Below are 21,706 nucleotides of genomic sequence, written 5' to 3' on the forward strand. Positions count from 1 at the left end.
CCTACTTTCATGACAGTCCTACTCGGGCAGGTGCCGGGCGCTTGACTCGGGGACGCGCGTGCGGAACATTCGAGCACAGGGGTCTCACACTGCCATTATCAAATTCGGCTCCCCAAACATAGAGGAGCATGCATGGGACTGAACTTGGATCGTGTCGTCACTGGTTCTGGCTCAACGCCGTTGGACCAGTTAGTCCAGCAGTTGTGGCAGGGTCAGGTGGACACTGGTGAGGTAAGAGTTGTCATTGATCCGGCGCCCAACCCTAACTGGCAGGAACAGGAATCGTATTGGGTATTGCCAGGGATTGCTCATGCCAGGATTCTGGTGCCGCGGGCTGACCGTCGTGTCACTGCGGGGAGCCTCTTGCAGTACAGTGCGCTGCGGCCTTGGAAGGCCAACGTGGTCCGCAACGGACTCGGGTACGTGGCGCATACCGGAGTCCGGCCCGGATTACACCGGCTCTCTGTGCAGGCACTGGTAGGACGCGAAGGGCCACCGGTCGCGTCTCGGCTGCCTATCGCCGAGGTGCAAGGACAGCTTCAGGCGCTGCAAAATTCTGTGGATCAACACGTGCAACTTCATGCATCCATAGGAATTCGAACGGGAGACAATCGTAAGCCAACCCTGCAATTGATCGACTCGTTGGGTCGCCCCGCGGGGTATGCAAAAGTGGCCTGGAATGAGAGCAGCAGGCAATTTATCACAACAGAAACTGCCGTATTGCAAGAAATTGGGAATAGCTCAGCGGCCATGCGCGCCCCGGGCTTGCTGTGCTCCGGTGAACTACACGGGTTCCCTTACCTCGTCACTGCCCCACTTCCTCCCGATGTGAGGGCGGTACGTCGTGGCGTCGAACCGCCCACCTCGAGGGAGTTCTATTCACTGTGTCCGGTGGTTCGTATGGATCACGTAGCCACCTCCATTCATTTCCAGCAGCTTTGCAAGCGACTGTCAGCGCCAGTTTCGGCAGGTGATCTCGAACTGCTGGGCGTGGCGAATCACTTAGCCGGTGTGCTGCGGGAGCGGAATCCTCGGATGCCAATAGCCGAACGGTGGCATGGCGATCTTGTGCCGTGGAACACCGCGCGGGACACCGCAGGAGTGTTGTGGTGTTGGGATTGGGAATCCTCGGAAAGGGACGCGGTAGCAGGGCTTGACGCCGTGCATTGGGCGTTTAGTGTGCGCCGGGAGAGTGGCATGGGCGCCAGCACCGAAAATTTGAGTGCTTCCATTCTCGAGGCGGGCCAGCATTTGCACGCGGCAGGACTCCGCACGGATTCTTGGGCCGATCTTGCGGCAATCTACGCACTGGTTATGACAGAACGGGCCTGGGCGCTCGCGAGAGAGAACGGTGGCTGGGTCAGATCGTGGATTTCGCCAAAGGAACTGATGGACTTGATGCACGCTGCTGAGGGGAAATTGACTGCTCCCTTGTTGGGATGATGGTGGCGGAGTCCGAAGCAGAAGCGCAGAGGCGCAACACTCATTTGCGCCAGAGTCGAGGCTTTTCCAGGTATGCAGAAAGTTGTTCATTGTGAGGTTCGAAAAAGGCCATCAAATCTTCCCGGGCTGCCGCGGGCATGGATGACCTTTGGCTGGCATTGAACGTTTTGGTGGTTGGCAGTGCAAAGCGCGGAATATCCAAGAAATCGCAGACAATGTCAAAGGTTCCCTGCACGTCGTCGTACATGTCCTCGCTGCGCAGCACCAGCAGTTGATTCGAGGGGAAAAAGGATTGCCAGTTCTGAATTTGTGGAAGGTATATTCCTCGTGACCTGTACGAGTAGAAGTCATGCGCCGAACTGTAATATCCGGGATCGGTAGCCATACGCTCAAGCTCACCTGAGAGCCTGTCGGGCTCGGCAGCCAATGCCGCCTCAAAGCTGAGGGGCTCAACGCCATTTTGGACGCGCTCCTGGTAGTGAGAGAAGGCCCGTTCCGCCGGATCTCGCAGCAAGGCAATGGCCTTGATGGCTGGTGATAGGTGGGCGGCCGCCTGGGCAATCCGGGGATCCCACATGTAGTACGGTGAAGCTTCGCCGCCTATGGGTCGGTAACCTAGTTGCCGGCGTTTGATGGCGCGGTAAGGTTCAGCATGAAAGTGGGAGCGGTACCAGTCAGAGTCCCGATGTTGTTCCTTGAAGAAGTAATCGGTACTTTTTTTACCCCTCATCTGGGGAAAAAGGCCCAGTACGCCAGGATGCATCAGCAGGTAGTTGAAGAGCGAGGTTGTCCCGCCCCTTTTGGACCCGACAATGAGAAAATCTGGTGCGGGACGGAACGACTGCGTTCCCACCGCATAGCTGCGGGTGATCCTATCCCCAACATCCTTCAGCCAACGGGGGGACTTGTCCTTGAGATTTTCAAGCGGTGCCATAGTTGATCCCAATCATCGGAATTAATCGAAAACGGGTGTGTTGTTCGAGGGTTTGTTCCCCTTGCGGGAGAATACCTTCAATTCACTGAGGCGCAGGCGCCGCCTATCCAGCCAGCACCAGATGCCAAGGATCACCATGGCGCCGACCCCCGCCACAAATACGCCAAGGGTCGACCGGCCGATGAAATGAATGACGGTAAGACTGATAGGTACGACACTGCAAACCGCGATGAAGAATGCATAAGCGGTGCGGCTAAAACCAAACTTGATACCCAGGAAAATTCGGGTCTCCACTGAAGCCAAAAAAGAATCCAGCAATAGACTAAATGCCCACGAAACTGCTGCTCCCATAATGCCCCATATGGGAACCAAAATCAGGTTTCCTGCAATATTAATTGCCAACACCACAGACTTATTGAAGGCCATCCAACCGCTTCGCCCGCTCATCATCAGCAACGCATCCACGTTTCCTGCTATGAGGAAGGCAATGGCCCCAAAGCACAAGACCACCAGTGACGGGGCGCCCGCTTCAAAGCCAGGGCCCAGCCAGCCCATCACGGTAGGCGAAAAGAACATAAAGATGCCATAAATTGGCACGCCAAGCATGACAATCCAAGTAACAGTAGTCGTATACAGTTCCTGAACGCGGGCAGTTTTTTCCTCACTGAGCAGTGCGCTGAACTGGGGCGAAACCACCATCCTCATGGCCGTGGAAATGATGAGCCCAGCACTGACGAATCTGCTGGCGGCACCGTATATGCCAGCCGCACTGGCGCCCGCTATTGCCCCGACCAAAACCACATCAAACCAAATGATCGATTGCTCAATGCCAGAGGAGTACCAGCGAGGTAAAGAGAATTTCCAGATTTTGGCGTGGGTGTCTTTATCCGGCCACCATCCTCCCGGAATGCCATGAACCCGTTCCTGAGCACGTATGCGCCTCCAAAGGACGAACAGGGCCACGATCATTGCCAACGCTGCAGGGGCTGCCCAAGCTACGGATGCTAGAACTGCAGTCCCGCCTATCGCGGCTACCCCAAGTACCAAAATTGGCCTGAGTGCCGGCAATCCAACGCTGCCAATGACGGTGTACGGGACAATGTTCCCCAAGCCCCTCGTCGCGGCTAGCGCCACCATGACCACTGCACCACACGGAAGAAACCAGCTGGTGGCTTGAATGGCCTGGACCAGTTGCTGGCCGTATCCGTCACTGGAGGTGTCCACCAACGGTGTTATGAAATAAAGCAGCAGCGCCAGCACCATGCCTACTATGACCGTTGGTACCAAAAGAGCAGTGGTTGCACCTCGAATCTTAGATCGGTCAGTCAATACCAGTCGCGGCAGAATCCACACGCCGGCAGTGTCCATGCCAGTTCGGGCAAGGCCCAAGGAAATGGTGAATACTGCAACCGTCTGCAGCACGACTCCGGATCCTGACTCCCCGAAGGACCTTGCGAGTACAAATGTTAAAGCGAAACCCATGACAGCGCTGATACCCGCGCCAACAATACTTACCAAACCGCCACGCGCAGCCTGTTTGAGCTCGGTGCCTTGTACCGCTGAGATAGCCCCTGACGATTTACTCAACGAAGCCCTTTCGAATGATCTTGCCGGCCCATTTTCCGGCCCATCGACATAACGTGTACAGTACTTCATCAACACCCGACGATCTAGAGACCCATCCCCGATCGCAGGTGGTAGCGGAGGAGATAGTCATGCCTGTGCCTCATCTGACTAGCAAACGCAGAGTATCCATCCTCGTAGCTGGCCTTGTCGTAATGGTAGTAATTGCTGGCGTTGTCATCGCATGGTTCCCGGGCAACACTGACGGAACAGCGGCACCGGCTGGAACCACCTCAACCTCTGCGGTTCAGGTGCCGCCTCCTCCCACTTCCACAACCACAGCGGCAGCAGCGGTACCGTCTCCCGTCGGGACACCTATTCCAACTGCGAATGCAGACCCGGCAAGCGCTGACGCTCAAAAGCAGGTTGCCGCCACGGGCGCAACCGGCTTTATAGACAAGTCTGCTGCCGTCTTGCTAACTAACAACGCGCCGAACACAGTTGATCTTGCCGCGGTGGCAACGGGGTCAGCCTATGACGGTATTTTGGCCAGCTTCGCTGAATTCGACAACAACGGTTGGCATCAGGTGGGACTGCCGGCTGTTGTCGACACCCGAGTGATTAGCTATGACGAGAAGGCTAGCCCAGAGACCATGACACTGGGCGTGTGCGTCGACTCCTCTCAGGTGAACGTGGTGACAGCGGAAGGGACAGTGATACGGGCGGGAACTAGCTCGGATCGGGCGCTTAACTTACTGACGATGACGCGCAATGACGCCGGAGCCTGGCTTGTCAGCAAGTTGTCTTTCCCCGACAACTCCGACTGCTAGCCGACACCCTGACAAACTTCGGGGCTTGGAGGTAACGGCCACCGTGGCACGGATCTCTTCTTCGCTGCGGCTAGGCCGGTGTGCTTGCGGCCTCCTGTTCCATGTGCTTGCTCTTGGTGGGTTTCCTTCTAACGGGAGGCTCTGAAACGGTACGTCCGGGAGGGACCAGGACAGTACCCACAAGCGATGCCTGAATGTCCTTCATCTCAGCGGCATTTTCAGCCAGCGCGTCAATTCTTGTCCGAAGGCACTCGCCCACGATCAGGACGGAGTCCGACAGACGCCCGGCCGCCAGTCGGCTGGCGTGGGGCGCATCAGGTGGCAGTGCAAGAACTATGAGGGTTCCCGTTTCTTGGGAGACGATTTCCCGGCGAACCACCTCCGTAACAAAGTCATCAGCTCCCGAACCGGCAATGGTTGGGGCTGTGCGCAGAACCGACCAAGAGCTGATGACTTCCGAGCGGAACACTACGGTGCCCTTCTGCGGGTCGTCGGTTACCAGTTGCATCCCATTGGAACCAGCTCGCATCTCTGAATCTGAAACGCCCATGAGAACTAGCCTGACTTTGGTACCCGACTGAGCGAGAACAATCGACAGGTTTGTCGCCACATCGGAGGGACTACCGATGGTTTCGTCGATGACGGTGAGCACCCTCAGGTGTTTGCCAACGTCGGCCAGTAATCGTTCGCGTATAACGCGAAAGCTATCCAGATCTTTGCCAACCGCAGGAACAGACGCCTTGGCCAGAGACAATTTGGCCAGCACAGGCCCGGCTCCGGCGCCACGCACGTCATACCAGTCCCGTACACGGCGGTCCAGAATATTCACTGCAAAGGCCGCGATGAGCCCCAAGACAAGACCACCGAGGAGTCCCGTTGCCAGCACCGTGCTCTTCTGGGGTGCATAGGTTACGGCATTCTGTGTGGCCGGATTCAAGACGCTGCCGCCACTTGTGTCTATCAAAGACAGCAGGTTCAGCTGTGACTGAACGCTACCGAGCTGTGCCTGGATGGACGGCGCATTTGTAAGATTCGCCGAAGCGAGGCGTGTATCCAAAGCGGTCAGCTGGTCAGAAAGCTGACTTTGGAGTTTTTCCTTCTTCGCCGTTGCTTGAGCTTGCCGATAAGCAATATAGGCATTAGCGATTGCATCAGCACCCGACTGTGCCAAGACATCTGATGTCGATGTGAATGAGATCTTCATGGTGGTGGCGTTGGCCGCAGTGGCAACAGCGACGCCAGCACGCAAGGCCTCGACGCTGTCACCGTTGTGCAGCGTTTCTGCCGCGGCTTTTGCCACTTCATAGGAGGTAGCCAACTGCGTCTCCGTGGTGGCATCGAGAAGGGCAGATCCAGCCTTTGCGGGGCTGAATGGATCCGAAACAATGACATTCAGATTCACTAGCGTTGATGCCGTCACGTTGACTGGCGTCAAAGAAATATATCCAACTGCAACTACGACTCCCAAAATAGTAAGCATCGTGATGGTTTTCCACTGTCGGCGCATCACAACGGCATAATGTCCGAGACCGACAGACGATTTGTCGTCCATTTGTTCCTCTATTCGCTTCCCCAGCTTGCAGCGTGGCGTCCAAACACACTCCATCGTGATGAATCGGGGAGGTGTCGGGACGCGACCATTGATCAGATCCTATAATTCGCGACCGGAAACGTATACAGGTAGTCCTTCGGATTGTAGGTAGTGCCAAAGACGCTGCCGGGTACTCTGGTTGAAACCGTTGCCACAATGGCATTCCGCTTGTAATACTGAGATTCACTACCGAAACGAGGATGGGCGGGGGCATGATCTCGGAACTGCAAGAGGAGTCTCGTAAGCTACCGTTTCGGAGAAATCGTAACGAAGACAAGGGGCTGTTGCCCAGAAATTTGAACGGGACTGCCCATCTTCCGGCGTGGCCGTTTGCCTTGGTCTTCGTGGGATATCCATTGTGGTGGCTCTTGGGTCTCAGCGATTTCATCTGGCTCGCCGCCGGCGGAATAATGTTTCTATACCTTATAAGGTTCCGTGCTGTGCAAGTGCCGCGCGGGTTCGGAATCTGGCTACTCTTCCTAATCTGGATGACATGTTCCGGAATTCAGATTGATAGCCCCGACCGGCTCTTTGGGTTCATATACAGATTTCTCATTTATGTATCTGTTACCACAATATTTCTATATGTTTACAACTCTGACGCATTAACAAGCCGTCGAGTCTTGGGTAATTTGGTAATCTTTTGGGTGTTTATAATTATTGGAGGCTATCTTGGTCTGATGTTTCCAACTGTTGTCATCAATACGCCCCTCAGTTATATACTCCCTAAATCACTTATGCAAAATGAGCTTTTGAATCAAATGGCTATCAGGCGACTGACGCAATACAATCCAGATGCTTGGTTTAAAATTGATCCTCGCCCCAGTGCTCCATTCCTCTATACGAACAATTGGGGCGCAGCGTTCTCCCTATTACTGCCATTGGTAGCGGCCTATCTCTGGAAAGTTAAGGGTGAAAAGAAGTTCTGGTTCATTCTCGTTGCCTTGCCGATTTCATTCGTGCCGGCTGTACTAACTCTGAATCGGGGCATGTTTCTTGGGCTTGGGGTTGCACTTCTTTACGCCGGGGCCAGGTTTGCGCTCGCCGGAAATAAGAAAGGGATCGGCGGAGTCCTGACGTTGGGCCTGGTGGCACTGGTTGCTTTGCAACTATTTCCGGTGACACGACTCGTCGAGGCGCGGCTGGAGTCAAGCACCAGCACTGAAGATCGGGGGAACCTCTATGTCGAGGCGTTCACTGAGACGTTGCAGTCGCCCATGTTTGGTTTTGGAGCTCCACGGCCATCCACGACAATTGGCGCTCCTTCAGTGGGGACCCAAGGGCAGTTCTGGATGGTTCTGTATTCCCATGGGTTCGTTGGTGTCGCATTCTTCACCTTGGCGTTCATTGTGTTGTTCTTTGCAACTATTCGGCACACTAATCCCGTGGTTTTGGCCGGCAACACGGTTCTGTTGGTTGCTTTGGTAGAAATCTTCTACTACGGCATGCTGACGACAGGTCTCGTGTTTATGTTCGTTGCTGCAGCAGTCGCTCTGAAGGAGCCAGTGAAAAATGAAAGCATCAAAGTACCAATAGCACAGGAGGAAAGCCATCAAACTTAGAGACGATATTCAAGCTGATATGCACGCCAACCGCAACCAGAAGAAGGGTCAGGTGGTGGCCATTGCCTACCGGATTGCGAATGCGGCCAGGAAGCCTTTGGGTAAGCGACCATCGTTGCCGGCCAAGTTCGTGGGCGTCCTATACCGGGTCTTCGTCGAGTGGGTACTCGGCATAGAAATTCCCTGGCGGACCCAGATCGGGGTGCCACTTCGCCTCTATCATGGCGTGGGCATCGTCATCAACGACCAGAGCATCATTGGCAACAACGTTGGTATTCGGCAAAACGTCACGATCGGCAACAAGGGTGTGGCGGGGCCATGCCCCGTGATCGAAGATGATGTTGAGATTGGTGCTGGCGCCATCATTCTTGGTGGCATCACGATTGGTGCAGGTGCCAAAATTGGAGCCGGCGCCGTGGTGACGAAGGACGTGCCGCCAGGGTTTACCGCCATGGGAAATCCTGCAACCATGCGTGCGCCAGAATGAAACTATTTCGCGTTGTAGACATCGACTCCGAATTTGTTTAGGTTCGGGACGCCAGCATAGCCAAGGTAGGGAAGGCTGAAAATGTTTTCAATGCTGCCAAGCAAACTGTAGTGATTGTAAACAGTTTCTGAGGTGGACCCCGGCTTGATGAACGGCGACAAGATTAGGGCACCGACTCTCCCTCCGCCGGGACCAAAAATTTCTTTCAGAGGAGCACCTGGACCTTGGTCGGTTTCCTTTGCTGCGGCCTCGCTAGAGGCGAGGCTTCCGGCTGCACCCTCTTCGTCGCCTTCATCAAAGGTGATCACCAACATCCCGTCTTGCTTGAAAGCAGGAGAGTTGGTAATTTTCGGCACCCATTCACGCAACCACGCATCGGAGGCAGGCAGCCCGCCCGGGGTTCCGTCCACACAGGGGTTGTCGTGCCCGTCGTGGCACAGGTTTGGTGTTATGTAGCTGAGGTTAGCCGTGGTGACCGTCGATTTCAGGGCATTTGTCAGTTCAGAAAGGTCCACAACATTGCTGGCGCAGTCGGTGGAGCCGGTAATGCTTGCAAAGTACATGAAGGGGTTGTGGCGGGTGGTGTATTGATCGCCAACTCGGGCCTTCTTGGTTTGATCTGCAGTATCGAGCACTGGGTGGCGGCACGGTGTTGACATGTCTTCCATATACGCCTTCCAGGAAAGGCCGTTGGCCGTCAGCTGCCCTGCAACGGTCTGCACGGATGCGGGGTAGAGGCACCCTTTTCCGGCTTGCTGGCCGTAGTCGGTAACGCCTGTTGACACAAACGAGTGATAGACGGCGCAGTCATTGATCGTATTGGTGTTGGGGCCCTGACCTGAGAGCTGACCGATGTAGTTAGGCAGTGAACTGTGATAGATCGCGTAATAGTTATCCAACAATAGACCGTCTGCGCGGAGGGTTTTTGAGAGGTAGGGCGCCTTCGAGGCGGGCCCCCACGCCCGGGCGTAGTCGGTGTTCTCTAGGTTGATGACAAAGACGTGTTGGGGATTTGGCTGGCTGGATGTTGAAGTTGCCCCCGACATCGGGCTGCTGGCAGTTGGAGTGGGTGTCATGTTCGCGGTCACAAAGACCAACGCCGTTACAATGGTCAGCCCGAGTATCGCAAGCCCGATTTTGACTCTGAGGAGGCGAGGTGCGCGGGGGAGATGGGAGGCGGTATGGATTCTTTTGGCCACGTGCGGTTCCATTCGTCTAATTGCGGCATCTCACCGATGAGTAATGTTCAATTAGTAGCATCTGAGGCAACCCCGGTCTACCCGTGCCGAGGCGCGGGTGGAAGTGGGAGAATGGATTATCAACGCTTAATTCACTTGGAGTAGGTACCGTGTCTGTCTCATCCCACCCCGATCGGTTGATCGCACCCATGCCCGCATTGACGGACACGGATGTGCTCCGCATTCGCAACGACTTCCCCATCCTGGCCCAGGACGTCAACGGGCAACCATTGGTGTACTTGGATTCCGGGGCCACCTCGCAAAAGCCCATCAGCGTGATGGAGGCCGAGCAGGAGTTCTATGAACAGCGCAACTCTGCCGTGCACCGCGGGGCGCACACCTTGGCGGTGGCAGCCACCGATGTTTTTGAGGATGCCCGTGCAACCGTTGCCGCGTTCATCGGCGCCCAAGAGAACGAGCTTATCTGGACGGCCAACGCCACGGCGGGGCTGAACCTGCTCGCGTACTCCTTCGGCAACGCCAGTATTGGCGAGGTCCCCCCGGAAGCCCGCCAGTTCGCCGTCGGGCCCGGGGATGAGGTGCTCGTGACTGAGATGGAACACCACGCCAACCTGGTCCCGTGGCAGGAACTTTGCCGTCGCACCGGGGCGGGGCTGAAATTCATCCCCGTCATGGACGACGGCACCTTGGACATGGAAGCCGCGTCCGCACTGTTCACCCAGCGCACCAAAGTCTTTTCCTTCACACACGTCTCCAACGTCACCGGCGTCATCAACCCCGTGGTGGAGCTCACACGCATGGCGCACGACGTCGGGGCCCTGGTGATCCTTGACGCGTGCCAGTCAGCGCCGCACCTGGCCCTGGACGTCAAGGCCCTGGACATCGACTTCGCCGTATTCTCCGGGCACAAGATGCTGGCCCCCACCGGCATCGGAGCGCTGTTTGGCCGAGCCGAGCTCCTCGACGCCATGCCGCCCTTCTTGACCGGGGGCTCCATGATCACCACCGTCACCATGGAAAAAGCCCGCTACCTGCCCGCGCCGCAACGCTTTGAGGCCGGCACCCAGGCCATCTCCCAGGCAGCCGCCCTGGCCGCCGCCGTCAACTACCTCACCGAGACGGGCATGGAACGGATCCACCAGTGGGAGTCCCTGCTGGGCCAGCGCATGGTGGCCGGGCTGGATGCGATCCCCGGCATCAGGGTGCTGGGACCTCCAGTGGGCATACCCCGGGCGGGGCTGGCCGCGTTTGAGGTGGACGGCGTGCACGCGCACGACGTCGGCCAGTACCTCGACTCCGCCGGCATCGCCGTCCGCGTGGGTCACCATTGCGCCCAGCCGCTGCACCGCCGTCTCGGGTTGAACGCCTCCACCCGGGCCAGCGCCTACCTTTACAACACCACAGCCGAGGTGGATGCATTCCTGGCCGCAGTGGCCCGGGTGCGCCCGTACTTCGGTGTGACAGGAGCATAAAAGCAATGAGCGCCTTGGATTCGCTGTACCAGCAGATCATTTTGGAACATGCCAAGACCCGCACGGGTGCGGATCTGCCCAACGACCAGTTGCAGGGACTGCATCTGCCCGCCGGTGTGGGGCAATGCCATCAGCTCAACCCCGTCTGTGGGGATGAGATCACGCTGCGCGTGGAAACCGTTGGCGGGGCCGTGTCGGGGATTCACTGGGCCGGGGACGGCTGCTCCATTTCCATGGCATCGGCGTCGATCCTGAGCGAGCTCATAGAGGGGCTCGGTGTTGACGAGGTGCACGGGCTGATTGCCAACTTTCGAGAAGTTATGCGCTCCCGCGGGAAGCTGGAGGCCGACGAGGACATCCTCGGGGACGCCGCAGCACTCTCCGGCGTTTCCAAGTTCCCTGCCAGGGTCAAGTGCGCCATGCTTGCCTGGGTGGCCGCCGAGGACGCGCTAAACCAGACCCGCTAAAGTCCGGCTCGTAGGGTACTGAGGTTTTTTACCCCAAGTTTGCGGGCTATTCCACAGTGGGGACACTGTTGTGAGCGGACTTTCGCCGGGCCCTCCGGAGAAGGCGGCTCCTAACGGCCAGGACGCACACGGCCCCCAGCAAGGCTCCGCTGGTGTTCGCAACCATGTCATGCCAATCGGCCACCCGTGAGGGAAGGACCGATGACTGGGTCAGCTCGATGGCGGTGGAGGTAGCGGCCGCCATCACTACTGCGAGCCACCAATACCGGAGGGCAAGCCGCAGCGCAAGGACCACCCCGAAGGGCACGAACAACAAGATGTTCGAGCCAAATTCGACCATTCGGTACAGGGGCAGCCGCCTAGGCACACCGTGCCTGTGAAGCCACTTGAAGAGGTCCACGAGCATGGCATCGATGGGCCTATCCACGGGGGAAGGCCAAAAGGCGATAGCGGCAAGGGCCGCAAAATATACGATTGCCAGAATCAATGCCGCGCGATGTCTGCTGGTGCTCACGCTGTTCAGTCTAGGACCGCACGAGGCAACGCGGCAGGATTCGCACCGGTTTCAGCGGGCTCAACCACCGGGCCGGTGGAACACATCCGGGATGCCGTCACCGTCGTCGTCGAGGGATTCCAGCTCCGCCAGCTTGCGATAGTGCCGGTTCCGGCTGCGCAGCACGACGGCGGCCAGCAGGGCTGCGACGAGCGAACCGGCCAGGATGGCCACCTTGGCGTGGCTGTAATGCGGGCTATCGTCACCGAAGCTGAGTTCGCTGATCAACAAGGACACGGTGAATCCGACCCCGGCCAGCAGCGCCAGTCCGACGACATCAATCCAGGCGAGCCCGTCGTCGAGCGTGGCCTTGGTGGTCTTGGTCACAAGCCAGGTGGCGCCAAAAACGCCAACGAACTTGCCCAGGACCAGGGCCGCGATGATGCCGATGGCCACGGAGTCGGTGAAGGCCGATTTGAGCCCGGACACCCCACCGAGGGCGACCCCGGCGGAGAAGAAGGCAAACAAGGGCACGGCGATTCCGGCGGAGACGGGACGGACGACGTGCTCAAAGTGCTCGGCGAGGCCGGGTCCGGCGTCGGGACCGCCGCGCTTGGCTGAACGAATGACGGGAACGGCGAAGCCCAGCAAGACACCGGCCACCGTGGCATGGACGCCAGAGGCGTGGACGAGCGTCCAGGTGGCGAAGGCCAGTGGGAGCAGCAGATACCAGGAACGGATACGCTTTTGCACCAGCCAGGTGAACGCCAGTAACGGCAAAGCGGCCAAGGCCAGGAAGCCGAAGTGCATCTCGCCGGGGTAGAAGACGGCGATGATGGCAATGGCGATCAGGTCATCCACCACGGCCAGGGTCAGCAGGAAAGTGCGCAGGGCACTGGGCAGGTGGGTGCTGATGACGGCAAGGACTGCCAGAGCGAAGGCGATGTCGGTGGCGGTGGGGATAGCCCAACCCTTGAGGACTTCAGGGCCGGCTGTGAGGTTGATGAGCACGAAGAAGAGGGCCGGGACAATGACTCCGCCCACGGCCGCGGTGATGGGGACGACGGCGCGGGCCGGGTTGCGCAGATCTCCCGCCACAAACTCCCGCTTGAGCTCAAGGCCGGCGACAAAGAAGAAGATGGCCAGCAACCCGTCCGAAGCCCAGCCGCCCAGGCTGAGGTTCAGATGCCAGGCTTCCGGACCGATCTTGAAGTCACGGAGGGCGAAGTAGCTTTCAGCAATGGGGGAGTTGGCCCAGACCAACGCTATGACCGTGGCGGCGAGCAGGAGTGCCCCACCAACGGTTTCGGAACGCAGAATTTCGCTGATGCGCACGGATTCGGAGTAACTTCCGCGGGCGAATACTCTTCGGGGTGAGGGGAGACTCATGGGCTTTAGCCTACTTAAGTGGAGCGAACGATCGTCGGAGATCAAACGGGGTTGACAATAATATTGCCGACCAGACTTCCCGGCGCACCTGAATCTATTCTACAACGCGCCAGTGCGGCTGCGGTGCAGCTACGCGGCGTTGACGTACGAGGTTTTCAAGTGGTAGGCGGTCTGGTTCCCGCACAACTGCAGTGCCGGCAGTGTCTTGGCGGCTGCACCAGGACACCCGCCTTCGAGCGATCGGATCAGGTCAGTGGCCAATTCTCCCAGCCTGGCGGCTCCGACCATCATGCTGGAACTTCGCAGGCTCAGGGCCGCATCCATCGCATCGTCTTTTTGACCGGTCGTGACAGCGTCACAAATTCTGTTGAAGCGCTGCGGCCACATGTCGACATAACGGCACACAAAACTCCGGCAGAGCGCTTGCTCGCCGTCGAGGGACTCTTCAAGAGAGTGAAGCGTGGCGGTGCACACGAGGGGCAACATGGTAACTGTCATGCTTTTCGCCTGCCTCCTGACCATCCATTGCCGTCGCATCGAACCTGCGCTGATTACCTACAATAACGTTTGAAAGCGTCCATTTGACTCTTTTTTGCTTTATTTTCAACAACCTGACGCAACCTTAAGCAAACGGGCGATTCTGGAGCTTTTGGTCCTAACCTTTTGACTAGATTCTGTAATATTTGGCCGGTGATCTTGAGCTTTTCTTGAGCGTTCGCTACGTCTTTCAAGTCGGCTCTAGGGTGCCTCGCTGGGCCGTGGGGCCCCGTGGAGGCTTGCCAAACATCCTGGCAGGATAAAACTGATAGTGGTCCCCACGCCGCGTTCGCTACTCAGGGTGATGGTCCCGCCATGGCTGGCCACAATGGTTTTAGAAATCATCAACCCCAAACCGATGCCCGGAATGGCCCGCTGCACGGCAGTCCTGGCGCGGAAGAACTTAGTGAAGGCCTCAGCCTGCTCCTGACTGCTCATCCCCATGCCGGTGTCACCAATCTCGCACCACAAATCTGTTCCATTGGCCCAGGCAGATACAGTGACAGTTCCGCCGTCGGGCGAGTACTTGACGGCGTTGGAGACGAGGTTGTCCAACACCTGCCCAACCCGCCTCGGGTCGACAAACGCCTGCAACGGCGCCCGCACGGAGGACCGCAGAGTTACCGCGTTTGCCTCTGCCGCTGGCGCCGCCGAACCCAAACTCTCAGAAATCAGCTGCGCAACATCGGTTCGGGAAACTTGCAGTGTAACCGAATCAGTTGTCAAAAGGTCCGTAACCAAAGACCTCAGGCGGTCCACGTTCCGGGCTGCAATCCCCAGGTACTTGTGTGTCTTAGCGGACAGTTCGTGGGGTTCCTCCAACACCATTTCCAAATACCCTTGGATCGATGTCAACGGGGTTCGAAACTCGTGGGACACGTTCGCGACAAAATCATTCTTCGCCTCAAGGGCGGCCATCATCTCGGTAACGTCGTGGAAGGCAATCACTGCCCCGTCAAAACCACCGTTGGCATCCAGCATGGGACGTGCCGCGGTAGACACGGCGCGGGCCGTATCCCCGGATCCAAACCAAATTTGGTAGTTGGTGAATTCTTCGCCCTTGATGGCGCGGCGCACAGGACGGTCCTCGGCGTCAAGCAGGGTGCTGGCATCCCCGGCGAACACCAGCAAATCCCTCTCCATCGGGTCTGTGAGGTGGTGGGGCAGTGCATGGGCGCGGAGTGCCTTCTGTGTTGCGTTCATGAGCATGTCATGGCCGGAAGAATCCACCACCACCAAGCCGACGGCGACAGTATCCAGCACGGTTTCCAGTAGACGCTCGCGTTGCTGGCTCGCGTTCAACGCCGCACGCAATTGAAGGTCCTTGGTCTCCAAGGCCTTCCTTTGCAGGTTGAACGTGTTGGTGACCGCGCTGACTGTGATGGCGAAAGCGAGCACAACCAAGGGGAAGAGCAAGGGCTTGGCCAATTGCTCGAGTGTGAACCCGTCGGAGGAGAAAAATACCGGCAGCCACACGATGAGCAAGGCGGCCGCCACGCTGACCACGATGGCTGTGCGTTTAGCTATCCCCGAGGAAGCAAGAGAGAAAACAGGGAAGAAGATTAGCAACCCCACGGCTGTAAGGAACTGCTGGTTGCCACCCCGAAACAACCCGATGGCCACGAAATTCAGGTAGGGGATGACCAGAAAGGCTCCCCTCGGAAGCCGGTCCCAAGGAACGGCAACCGCTGCGAAGAACAGAAGTGAATGCAGAACCAGGGATCCGATGAAAGCTGGTTGTTGAAATGACGTCGGATAGAAGACCACGGCTATGCCCACAGCAACCACCATGAGAAGCGTCAAGGGCAGTTGTGTGAGGAAGACCCTTTTCCGCAAACCGTGGAGCGGGAACATTTGGTGGCCGAGCCTTCCGGTGGTGCCCGTGCGACTCATGATCATGTCCATCTCTCAACGTTGCCACTTAGTATCTTCTTGCGCAGTTTCGCTACTGATAATGCCATACGGCGGAAAATTTGCTCGCTAGTGACTTAACGCTTGGCAAACCAGGGGCCTTGATTCCCGCCGAGCGGCCCTGTCTTGAGCTGTTCTTGAGCTTTTGTTCGGTCTTTGGGGTGCGAGGGTAAATCTTGCGTTTATCTTTTGAGAAACTTCCGGCTTTTCGGTGGTGTTTCTTGAGTTCGGGGCGGCATTGTTGTTCTCATCGGCAGGAACGCTTGCCGAGAAGAACACGAACAAGGGGTCTTTCATGAACAAGCTTGCCAAAGGCGCAATTGCAACCGGTGTTGGCGTTATCCTGCTGGTAGGCGGCGGCGGAACGCTCGCCACCTGGAACCAAGCGCAGAATGCGTCGATGGGCTCGGTCGTGGCCGGTGACTTGAACTTGACTGCCGGTACCGGCGCGTGGACCAACGCCGCTGGCACCACGATCGCGAAGATCGCCGATTACAAGGTGGTTCCGGGGGACACCCTGACGTACACGCAGCCGCTGACCGTCACACTGACCGGGAATTTGATGACCGCCAAGCTCGCCGTCACCGGCGCTTCAACTGCCAACGGTTTTGGTGACAGTGCTGTAGTTTCCCCTACCACCTTGACCAACAGCAAGAGCGGGAAAGTGCTCCCGGATACCGTACTGGTCCCAACCGACAGTGGTGTGGTCACCGCATCGACCACCTTCACTTTCAAGAAGTCGACGACGGGAACTGACGCGACGAAGGCCGCCGTCGACCTTAGCGGCATCGGCTACAAGCTCGAGCAGCAAGCCCCAGTCAGCAGCAACAACCAGTAGCCACTGGTTTGTAGACCCCGGTGGTGTGCCGGAACCGGTACACCACCACCCCTCCCAACGGAAGCAGCCATGAAGAGCACACGAGCACTGAAAGCAACCGGCCTTGTGCTGATTGCCGTGGTGCTGGGGTTGCTGACAGTTCAGGGGAGTTACGCGCTTTGGAACAAGTCCACTACGGCCAACGCCGGAACTGTCCAGGCCGCAGATTTTCGCATCAGCCTCACGGACGCGATCTCCGGCGAGGTCACCGAGAATATGACCAGGGACGACGGAACCCCCGTGCTACTGTCGCTGAAAACCATGGCCACGGGCGTGCTCATTCCCGGACAGAAGACTTATGCTGGCGTTCAGCTGGGCAATCGGACCAACGCCGGGGGAGACTTCACCGTCAGGGCCACCACAGCTACCCCAGTCATTGTCAGCCCAGGATCTGAGCTGGCGTCCCAGCTCAGCATCAAGGTTGTGAATGCCACTTCACTGTCGCAGTGCACCCAGCCGGCGATTTACACAGCGGCACCAGTCGCAGGAGCTGCGACCCAGGACATAGCCAAGGCAGCCACCGGGGTGTTCTGCTTTGAGGTCTCGCTTGCCGCCACGATGCCTGCGAACCTTAGCGGAAAAACCGCAAAAGTCGATGTCCCGATCGTCGTCAACCAACTCTAAGAGGGAACACCGTGTCTGTCATCACCCAAGCCAAAACCCCTGTTGAGCCCAGCAACGAAGAAGTCGCTACGGCACATCGTCAGGGAGGTCACGTGCGCACCATTGGCCGCGGAATGGCCTATGTGCTGCTGCTGATCGCAGCCCTTGCAGCATTGGTGATGATAGTGGTTCCCATGGCCACCGGATCCCAGACGTATACCGTCTTGACTAATTCCATGGCCCCTAAGTACGCTCCAGGAACCTTCCTGGTGGTCAAGCCTGCCCCGTTCGCGGAACTCCAGGTGGGCGACATCATCACGTATCAGATCGAGTCCGGCAAACCGGGGGTTGTCTCCCACCGAATTACTGCCGTGACAACTGAACAAAGCGGGGCGCGGGTCCTGACCACCAAGGGCGACAACAATTCACTGGCGGACGCCGACCCCGTCCAAGAACCGCAGGTCAAGGGCAAGCTGCTCTATGCCGTGCCGTACGTGGGGTTTGCTGCCAATGCAGTGGGCCAGGGTAGGGCGATCATCTTGCCGACCATCGCCGTAGGCCTCATCGGATTTGGTGCCCTGAGCATGATCAGGGGGGCCGTTGAGAAGAAGCGCACCAAGCGCCCGGCCCGGCACGCCGCCCGGCACGGTCAGTGACCGCGAACATCACCGGCGCCACCCTTTCCCGTCACGCGCGGTTGGCTGTGGCCGTGGCTGCCGGCACCGTTGCGATGGGAATGATCTTGGCAGCGCCCGCCGCAGCCGACGACGACAGCGGCACCCTCCTGGAGCTGAGCCGCGACGGCATCCACTTCACCGCTGGCACCGTCCCTGACATTTTCAACAACACCAGCGGGTATGTTCCAGGTGAATCCCGGGTAGGCACCGTCTGGGTGCGCAATGCCAGCCGCGACGACGGGCATTTTTCTCTCGGGGTGAAAAACACCAGTGTTGTTGGCAGCTCGACCCTTCCGGCGTACCTGCACATGCAGGCCGCGACCCTCAATCACCGTGGAGCAACGGGTGTGCTACCCGATTCTGGAAGTTGCAAACCGGTTGTTGACGGCTGGACGCTTACCGGAGGAGAAACCATTCGTTTGGATCTGGGACTCAGCCTAGACTGGGAAGCGCCCAATTCCACCAGGAACCAGGTGTCGGACTTCGAGCTGATCTTCGTTCTGCAAGGCCTTGACGGCGGACGGCTCGTGACTCCTTGCAGCGGCGCACTCGAGGTATCCCCAGCCGCCGTATCGGTTGGCACCGTCGCCATCACTGGCGGTACAGCCGGTGGTTCACAATTCACTGGAGCGCAGGCAGCGACCGCCGCAGATGCGGGCGAGGCCGATATTTCCGCTGGCCGTGATGCTGAACAACTGCCACTAGGGCAGCCGGATGCTAAATTGCCGCTGGATGCACTACTACAAAGTAATGTTGCAGCTAATGTGCGCAGCGCATGGCCATGGCTGGTCTTGATCAGCGCAGGCGCGTACATGGTGATCTCACTCAGGAGACGGAGAAGGACTCGATGAACCCCCAAGAGCCGCAGGAAAGCGGCCCGTCAACGAAGGATCCTGCAACGCGAACCCGTCGAAGCCTTCGTGACATTCCGGGTTTCACTTTTGCGGCGGTTGCGTTTGTCCTTGTAGTGGTCCTTGGTGTTGGCGGCACGGCAATTGCCAACTGGAACCAAAGCACCACCGCCACCATTGCCATCACCGCAGGAGCGGCACCCACCCCGACGCCCAAGCCAACAGTGCCGCCGACCACGCCGCCGACCACGCCGCCAACAGCACCGCCGACGCCGCCGGCCGGCCCTAGCAACGTCGTCGCTAGTCCTGTGTTCGCCACACGGCCAACCGCTATCCAGTTCCCGTACTGGGGCCTGTGCACGCCGGATGACTCCGACCAGCAAAATGCTCGCTTCACTTTCACATGGACTGGTGGCAAACCAAACACCACCGGCTATGTGGTGACCTTGATGAGTGTTTCAGGGACCAGCTACAACCAAACCCAGATCGTCGATGTCAGTCAGGCCACTTTTTCCATGAAACGAGGTTTCGCAGGAACTGGCAACTTCATCCTTCGAGTCCAACCTATGAATGGCGGTACTGCTGGTGATCCGAGCTACAAAACCGTTACCTTGAATTACTTCTACTCAAGTACCACTTGCTGGGTTACTTATGACCAGGAACCTCTTCCGGCCACTTTGACAGTCAGCACAGTACCCCCGGCTCCGCGCCCCACTGACAACGCTATTAATCTGAGCTGGACCGCACCAGCTGGTGGGGCTACCAGCTATGTGGTGAGCATTAAGTCAGATAACTCGACCTATGGTACGGAGTTCCCATCAGCAACCCTGGGCACCACGCTCACGTTTCCGCCCCGGGTGCTGAACGCAAACGGGAAACCCGCAGCCTATGCGGCGTTCTACGGAAACTACACGCTGCGCATCCAGCCGATGAATGGAACAACGCCCGGAGACCCCGTGTACAAGGACATTCAGTACATGGCCAATAAACTCGTCATGCTTGACTAGTTCAGGTCCGTGTCAGGGCTGAGCACGCAGGCGGGAATCACAAAGCTCATGGTGGTTCCCGCACCCGGCTCGCTGTCCATGGTCAGTGTGCCGCCGTGGGTGTCGATGATGGTTTTGGAAATCATCAGTCCCAGGCCAATGCCGGGGATGCCGCGTTCCAGGGCCGATCCCGCCCGGAAGAACTTCGTGAACACCCCGGCCCGCTCGGTAGTATTCATGCCCAGCCCGGTGTCCTTGACCTGACAATGAAGATCCGTTCCGTCGGCCCACGCCCTTACGGTGAGGGTCCCGCCGTCGGGAGAGTACTTCACGGCGTTCGAGACCAAGTTATCCAACACCTGACTGATTCGGACGCCGTCGACCATGGCCAGAAGCGGCTCCTGGCAGTGCGATTCCACCGTAACCGCGTTGGCGGCAGCTGCCGGGGCCGCCGAGCTCAGTGAGTCAGCAAGCAGCCGGGCCACATCGTTGGGGGCGCGCTCCACAGTGAGGGAAGCGGTGGTCAGCAGATCGGACACCAGCCCGGCCAGGCGCTGGGCATTCCTCTCGGCAATTTCCAGATACTGTTCGACTTCCTGGGGGCGAAGGCCCGGCGTCTCCAGGGCCAGGGCTAGATATGACTGGATGGCTGTCAGGGGAGTGCGGAACTCATGGGAGACATTAGCGACAAAGTCATCCTTGGCGGCCAGGGCGTTGACCATGTCAGTGACGTCATGGAAGGCGATCACGGCCCCATCAGTGGTGTTGTCATCGTAGTGAATGGTCCGGGCCGTGGTGGATAGCGCCCGGGCCTGCTCCCCAGCCCCAATCCAAATTTGATAATTGGTAAACGATTCTCCCAAGATGGCCCGGCGCACCGGGCGCGCGTCCTCGGACAGCGGAGCCCAATCGGGAGCAAAGAGCAACAATTCCTTCTCCCGAGGGTCCGCGATGTCATGTGGGCGGCCCAAGGCGTGAATGGCCGCCTGTGTGGCGTTCATCAGGAGATCGTTGCCCTGAGCGTCTACCGCCACCACTCCAACACCAACAGTGTCCACAATGGTCTCGAGAAGCCGTTCACGCTTCTGGCTTTCCGTCAAGGCTGCGTGCAGCAGCCGGTCCTTGGCCTCCAATGTGGCGCGCTGTCCATTCATGCTGCTGGTCAGTAACACCACAGCAATGGCGAAACCAAGCATCATGAACGGGAAAAGTAGCGGCCTGATCAAAGCTTCCGGGGTTGGCTGGCCGGACTGGAAGATCGGGTTCCAGACGATGAGCAGACTAGCTACAGTACTGGAAATCACCGCTGTCTTGGGGGCAAAGCCTGAGGCACAAATCCAAAATATTGGAAACAGCACCAATACGCCCGCGGAGGACAGCAACGCTTGGATGCCCTCACGGAAGAATGCGACAGCCACAAAATCCAGGTAGGGGATCACAAGGAAGGAAGCACGGGGAAGCTTGTCCCATGGAACCAAGATGCTGGCGCCAAGCAGGAAGCCATTCAGCCAGAGGCTGATGACCAGCTGGGGATTGTTCAGAAGCGACGGATACAAAAAGGCAATCATCACCACAGCCAATGCCACCGTCAAACTGAAGGGAAGCTGGGCTAGGATCACCCGAGTCCGCAGGGGTTGCTGATAGAAGAACCGGCCGATGAACTGGTTTGCAGGGGTGTCAGTCAAGATTACTTCCGTTGTATGGGGCTTCTTCAAAGTTTGGTGCGCGGCTCAGCACCGCCAAGTGACGGCAGAGAACTTGAGATTAAGCGGTGCTGTGCTAAGAACCACAGCACCGATGCTTACGATGATGCCATACTTGGGGTACGTAGGCA

Annotated in this window: 20 protein-coding genes; 11 read left to right on the forward strand and 9 right to left on the reverse strand. The window is 58.2% G+C overall.

Features of this window, described 5'->3' with window-relative positions:
- The first annotated feature begins 132 nt into the window (after nt 1-132).
- On the forward strand, nt 133-1,443 hold the full coding sequence (locus tag AOC05_RS02865; protein ID WP_062005519.1) for a hypothetical protein: 1,311 nt from the start codon (nt 133-135) through the stop codon (nt 1,441-1,443).
- A gap of 40 nt (nt 1,444-1,483) precedes the next feature.
- Here AOC05_RS02865 and AOC05_RS02870 read toward each other — a convergent pair whose 3' ends face one another.
- Both AOC05_RS02870 and AOC05_RS02875 read right to left on the reverse strand, forming a co-directional pair.
- Nucleotides 1,484-2,377, reverse strand: coding sequence for a sulfotransferase domain-containing protein (locus tag AOC05_RS02870; protein WP_062005521.1), 894 nt, complete (start codon nt 2,375-2,377; stop codon nt 1,484-1,486).
- A gap of 21 nt (nt 2,378-2,398) precedes the next feature.
- Nucleotides 2,399-4,033, reverse strand: a complete 1,635-nt coding sequence (locus AOC05_RS02875; protein WP_230085640.1) for a polysaccharide biosynthesis C-terminal domain-containing protein — start codon at nt 4,031-4,033, stop codon at nt 2,399-2,401.
- Nucleotides 4,034-4,155: 122 nt separating this feature from the next.
- Between AOC05_RS02875 and AOC05_RS19230 the strand changes: the two genes are divergently transcribed.
- The gene (locus AOC05_RS19230; protein ID WP_154605123.1) at nt 4,156-4,770 is read left to right on the forward strand and encodes a hypothetical protein; all 615 of its coding nucleotides are present in this window, start codon (nt 4,156-4,158) and stop codon (nt 4,768-4,770) included.
- Nucleotides 4,771-4,840: 70 nt separating this feature from the next.
- Here the strand turns inward: AOC05_RS19230 and AOC05_RS02885 are convergent, their stop codons facing one another.
- The gene (locus AOC05_RS02885) at nt 4,841-6,322 is read right to left on the reverse strand and encodes a hypothetical protein (protein ID WP_062005527.1); all 1,482 of its coding nucleotides are present in this window, start codon (nt 6,320-6,322) and stop codon (nt 4,841-4,843) included.
- A gap of 662 nt (nt 6,323-6,984) precedes the next feature.
- On the opposite strand from AOC05_RS02885, the gene AOC05_RS02890 reads away from it, so the two are divergent.
- Nucleotides 6,985-7,923, forward strand: a complete 939-nt coding sequence (locus tag AOC05_RS02890; RefSeq protein ID WP_197277891.1) for a hypothetical protein — start codon at nt 6,985-6,987, stop codon at nt 7,921-7,923.
- Between the two features lie 19 nt (nt 7,924-7,942).
- Nucleotides 7,943-8,410 carry a DapH/DapD/GlmU-related protein gene (locus AOC05_RS20465; RefSeq protein WP_062005530.1) on the forward strand — a complete coding sequence of 156 codons (468 nt, stop codon included), beginning with the start codon at nt 7,943-7,945 and terminating at the stop codon, nt 8,408-8,410.
- Nucleotides 8,411-8,412: 2 nt separating this feature from the next.
- Here AOC05_RS20465 and AOC05_RS02900 read toward each other — a convergent pair whose 3' ends face one another.
- Nucleotides 8,413-9,609: an alkaline phosphatase family protein gene (locus tag AOC05_RS02900; RefSeq protein WP_230085533.1), complete on the reverse strand. Its 1,197-nt coding sequence runs from the start codon at nt 9,607-9,609 to the stop codon at nt 8,413-8,415.
- Nucleotides 9,610-9,797: 188 nt separating this feature from the next.
- On the opposite strand from AOC05_RS02900, the gene AOC05_RS02905 reads away from it, so the two are divergent.
- Together AOC05_RS02905 and sufU are read left to right on the forward strand one after the other, a co-directional pair.
- Nucleotides 9,798-11,081, forward strand: a complete 1,284-nt coding sequence (locus AOC05_RS02905; protein WP_154606449.1) for an aminotransferase class V-fold PLP-dependent enzyme — start codon at nt 9,798-9,800, stop codon at nt 11,079-11,081.
- A gap of 5 nt (nt 11,082-11,086) precedes the next feature.
- Complete coding sequence (gene sufU / locus AOC05_RS02910; protein ID WP_062005534.1) at nt 11,087-11,548, forward strand: Fe-S cluster assembly sulfur transfer protein SufU; 462 nt, start codon at nt 11,087-11,089, stop codon at nt 11,546-11,548.
- 46 nt (nt 11,549-11,594) lie between these two features.
- Here sufU and AOC05_RS02915 read toward each other — a convergent pair whose 3' ends face one another.
- From AOC05_RS02915 to AOC05_RS02930, 4 genes are all read right to left on the reverse strand, one after another.
- Nucleotides 11,595-12,062 (reverse strand): VanZ family protein, encoded by a 468-nt coding sequence (locus AOC05_RS02915; protein WP_062005537.1) that lies wholly within the window; start codon nt 12,060-12,062, stop codon nt 11,595-11,597.
- 60 nt (nt 12,063-12,122) lie between these two features.
- Nucleotides 12,123-13,430, reverse strand: a complete 1,308-nt coding sequence (gene nhaA, locus AOC05_RS02920; RefSeq protein ID WP_062005539.1) for a Na+/H+ antiporter NhaA — start codon at nt 13,428-13,430, stop codon at nt 12,123-12,125.
- A gap of 129 nt (nt 13,431-13,559) precedes the next feature.
- A complete protein-coding gene (locus AOC05_RS02925; RefSeq protein ID WP_062005541.1) occupies nt 13,560-13,928 on the reverse strand; it encodes an Hpt domain-containing protein in 369 nt (122 codons plus the stop codon).
- 240 nt (nt 13,929-14,168) lie between these two features.
- A complete protein-coding gene (locus tag AOC05_RS02930; RefSeq protein ID WP_197277892.1) occupies nt 14,169-15,860 on the reverse strand; it encodes a sensor histidine kinase in 1,692 nt (563 codons plus the stop codon).
- Between the two features lie 313 nt (nt 15,861-16,173).
- On the opposite strand from AOC05_RS02930, the gene AOC05_RS02935 reads away from it, so the two are divergent.
- The 5 genes from AOC05_RS02935 (at nt 16,174) to AOC05_RS02955 (ending at nt 19,893) form a co-directional block, all read left to right on the forward strand.
- Nucleotides 16,174-16,716 (forward strand): alternate-type signal peptide domain-containing protein, encoded by a 543-nt coding sequence (locus tag AOC05_RS02935; RefSeq protein ID WP_154605126.1) that lies wholly within the window; start codon nt 16,174-16,176, stop codon nt 16,714-16,716.
- A gap of 69 nt (nt 16,717-16,785) precedes the next feature.
- Nucleotides 16,786-17,379, forward strand: coding sequence for a hypothetical protein (locus AOC05_RS02940; protein WP_062005547.1), 594 nt, complete (start codon nt 16,786-16,788; stop codon nt 17,377-17,379).
- An 11-nt stretch (nt 17,380-17,390) separates the two neighbouring features.
- On the forward strand, nt 17,391-18,014 hold the full coding sequence (locus AOC05_RS02945; protein WP_230085537.1) for a signal peptidase I: 624 nt from the start codon (nt 17,391-17,393) through the stop codon (nt 18,012-18,014).
- Nucleotides 18,011-18,886 carry a hypothetical protein gene (locus AOC05_RS02950; protein ID WP_062005549.1) on the forward strand — a complete coding sequence of 292 codons (876 nt, stop codon included), beginning with the start codon at nt 18,011-18,013 and terminating at the stop codon, nt 18,884-18,886. The genes AOC05_RS02945 and AOC05_RS02950 overlap by 4 nt, the downstream gene beginning before the upstream one ends.
- A complete protein-coding gene (locus AOC05_RS02955; protein ID WP_062005551.1) occupies nt 18,883-19,893 on the forward strand; it encodes a hypothetical protein in 1,011 nt (336 codons plus the stop codon). Before AOC05_RS02950 ends, AOC05_RS02955 begins: the two co-directional genes overlap by 4 nt.
- On the opposite strand, the gene AOC05_RS02960 is transcribed toward AOC05_RS02955, so the two are convergent.
- A complete protein-coding gene (locus AOC05_RS02960; protein WP_230085539.1) occupies nt 19,890-21,557 on the reverse strand; it encodes a sensor histidine kinase in 1,668 nt (555 codons plus the stop codon). The two genes, AOC05_RS02955 and AOC05_RS02960, sit on opposite strands and share 4 nt — an antisense overlap.
- Nucleotides 21,558-21,706 lie beyond the last annotated feature (149 nt).

Origin of the sequence: Arthrobacter alpinus (assembly GCF_001294625.1) — a bacterium.
Lineage (GTDB): Bacteria > Actinomycetota > Actinomycetes > Actinomycetales > Micrococcaceae > Specibacter > Specibacter alpinus_A.

Bases quoted from the DNA above. Each gene is read 5' to 3' on its own strand.
- AOC05_RS02865 (WP_062005519.1), top strand. From the start codon at position 133: ATGGGACTGAACTTGGATCGTGTCGTCACTGGTTCTGGCTCAACGCCG.
- AOC05_RS02870 (WP_062005521.1), bottom strand. From the start codon at position 2,377: ATGGCACCGCTTGAAAATCTCAAGGACAAGTCCCCCCGTTGGCTGAAG.
- AOC05_RS02875 (WP_230085640.1), bottom strand. From the start codon at position 4,033: ATGAAGTACTGTACACGTTATGTCGATGGGCCGGAAAATGGGCCGGCA.
- AOC05_RS19230 (WP_154605123.1), top strand. From the start codon at position 4,156: ATGGTAGTAATTGCTGGCGTTGTCATCGCATGGTTCCCGGGCAACACT.
- AOC05_RS02885 (WP_062005527.1), bottom strand. From the start codon at position 6,322: ATGGACGACAAATCGTCTGTCGGTCTCGGACATTATGCCGTTGTGATG.
- AOC05_RS20465 (WP_062005530.1), top strand. From the start codon at position 7,943: ATGCACGCCAACCGCAACCAGAAGAAGGGTCAGGTGGTGGCCATTGCC.
- AOC05_RS02905 (WP_154606449.1), top strand. From the start codon at position 9,798: ATGCCCGCATTGACGGACACGGATGTGCTCCGCATTCGCAACGACTTC.
- sufU (WP_062005534.1), top strand. From the start codon at position 11,087: ATGAGCGCCTTGGATTCGCTGTACCAGCAGATCATTTTGGAACATGCC.
- nhaA (WP_062005539.1), bottom strand. From the start codon at position 13,430: ATGAGTCTCCCCTCACCCCGAAGAGTATTCGCCCGCGGAAGTTACTCC.
- AOC05_RS02925 (WP_062005541.1), bottom strand. From the start codon at position 13,928: ATGACAGTTACCATGTTGCCCCTCGTGTGCACCGCCACGCTTCACTCT.
- AOC05_RS02930 (WP_197277892.1), bottom strand. From the start codon at position 15,860: ATGAGTCGCACGGGCACCACCGGAAGGCTCGGCCACCAAATGTTCCCG.
- AOC05_RS02935 (WP_154605126.1), top strand. From the start codon at position 16,174: ATGAACAAGCTTGCCAAAGGCGCAATTGCAACCGGTGTTGGCGTTATC.
- AOC05_RS02940 (WP_062005547.1), top strand. From the start codon at position 16,786: ATGAAGAGCACACGAGCACTGAAAGCAACCGGCCTTGTGCTGATTGCC.
- AOC05_RS02955 (WP_062005551.1), top strand. From the start codon at position 18,883: ATGAACCCCCAAGAGCCGCAGGAAAGCGGCCCGTCAACGAAGGATCCT.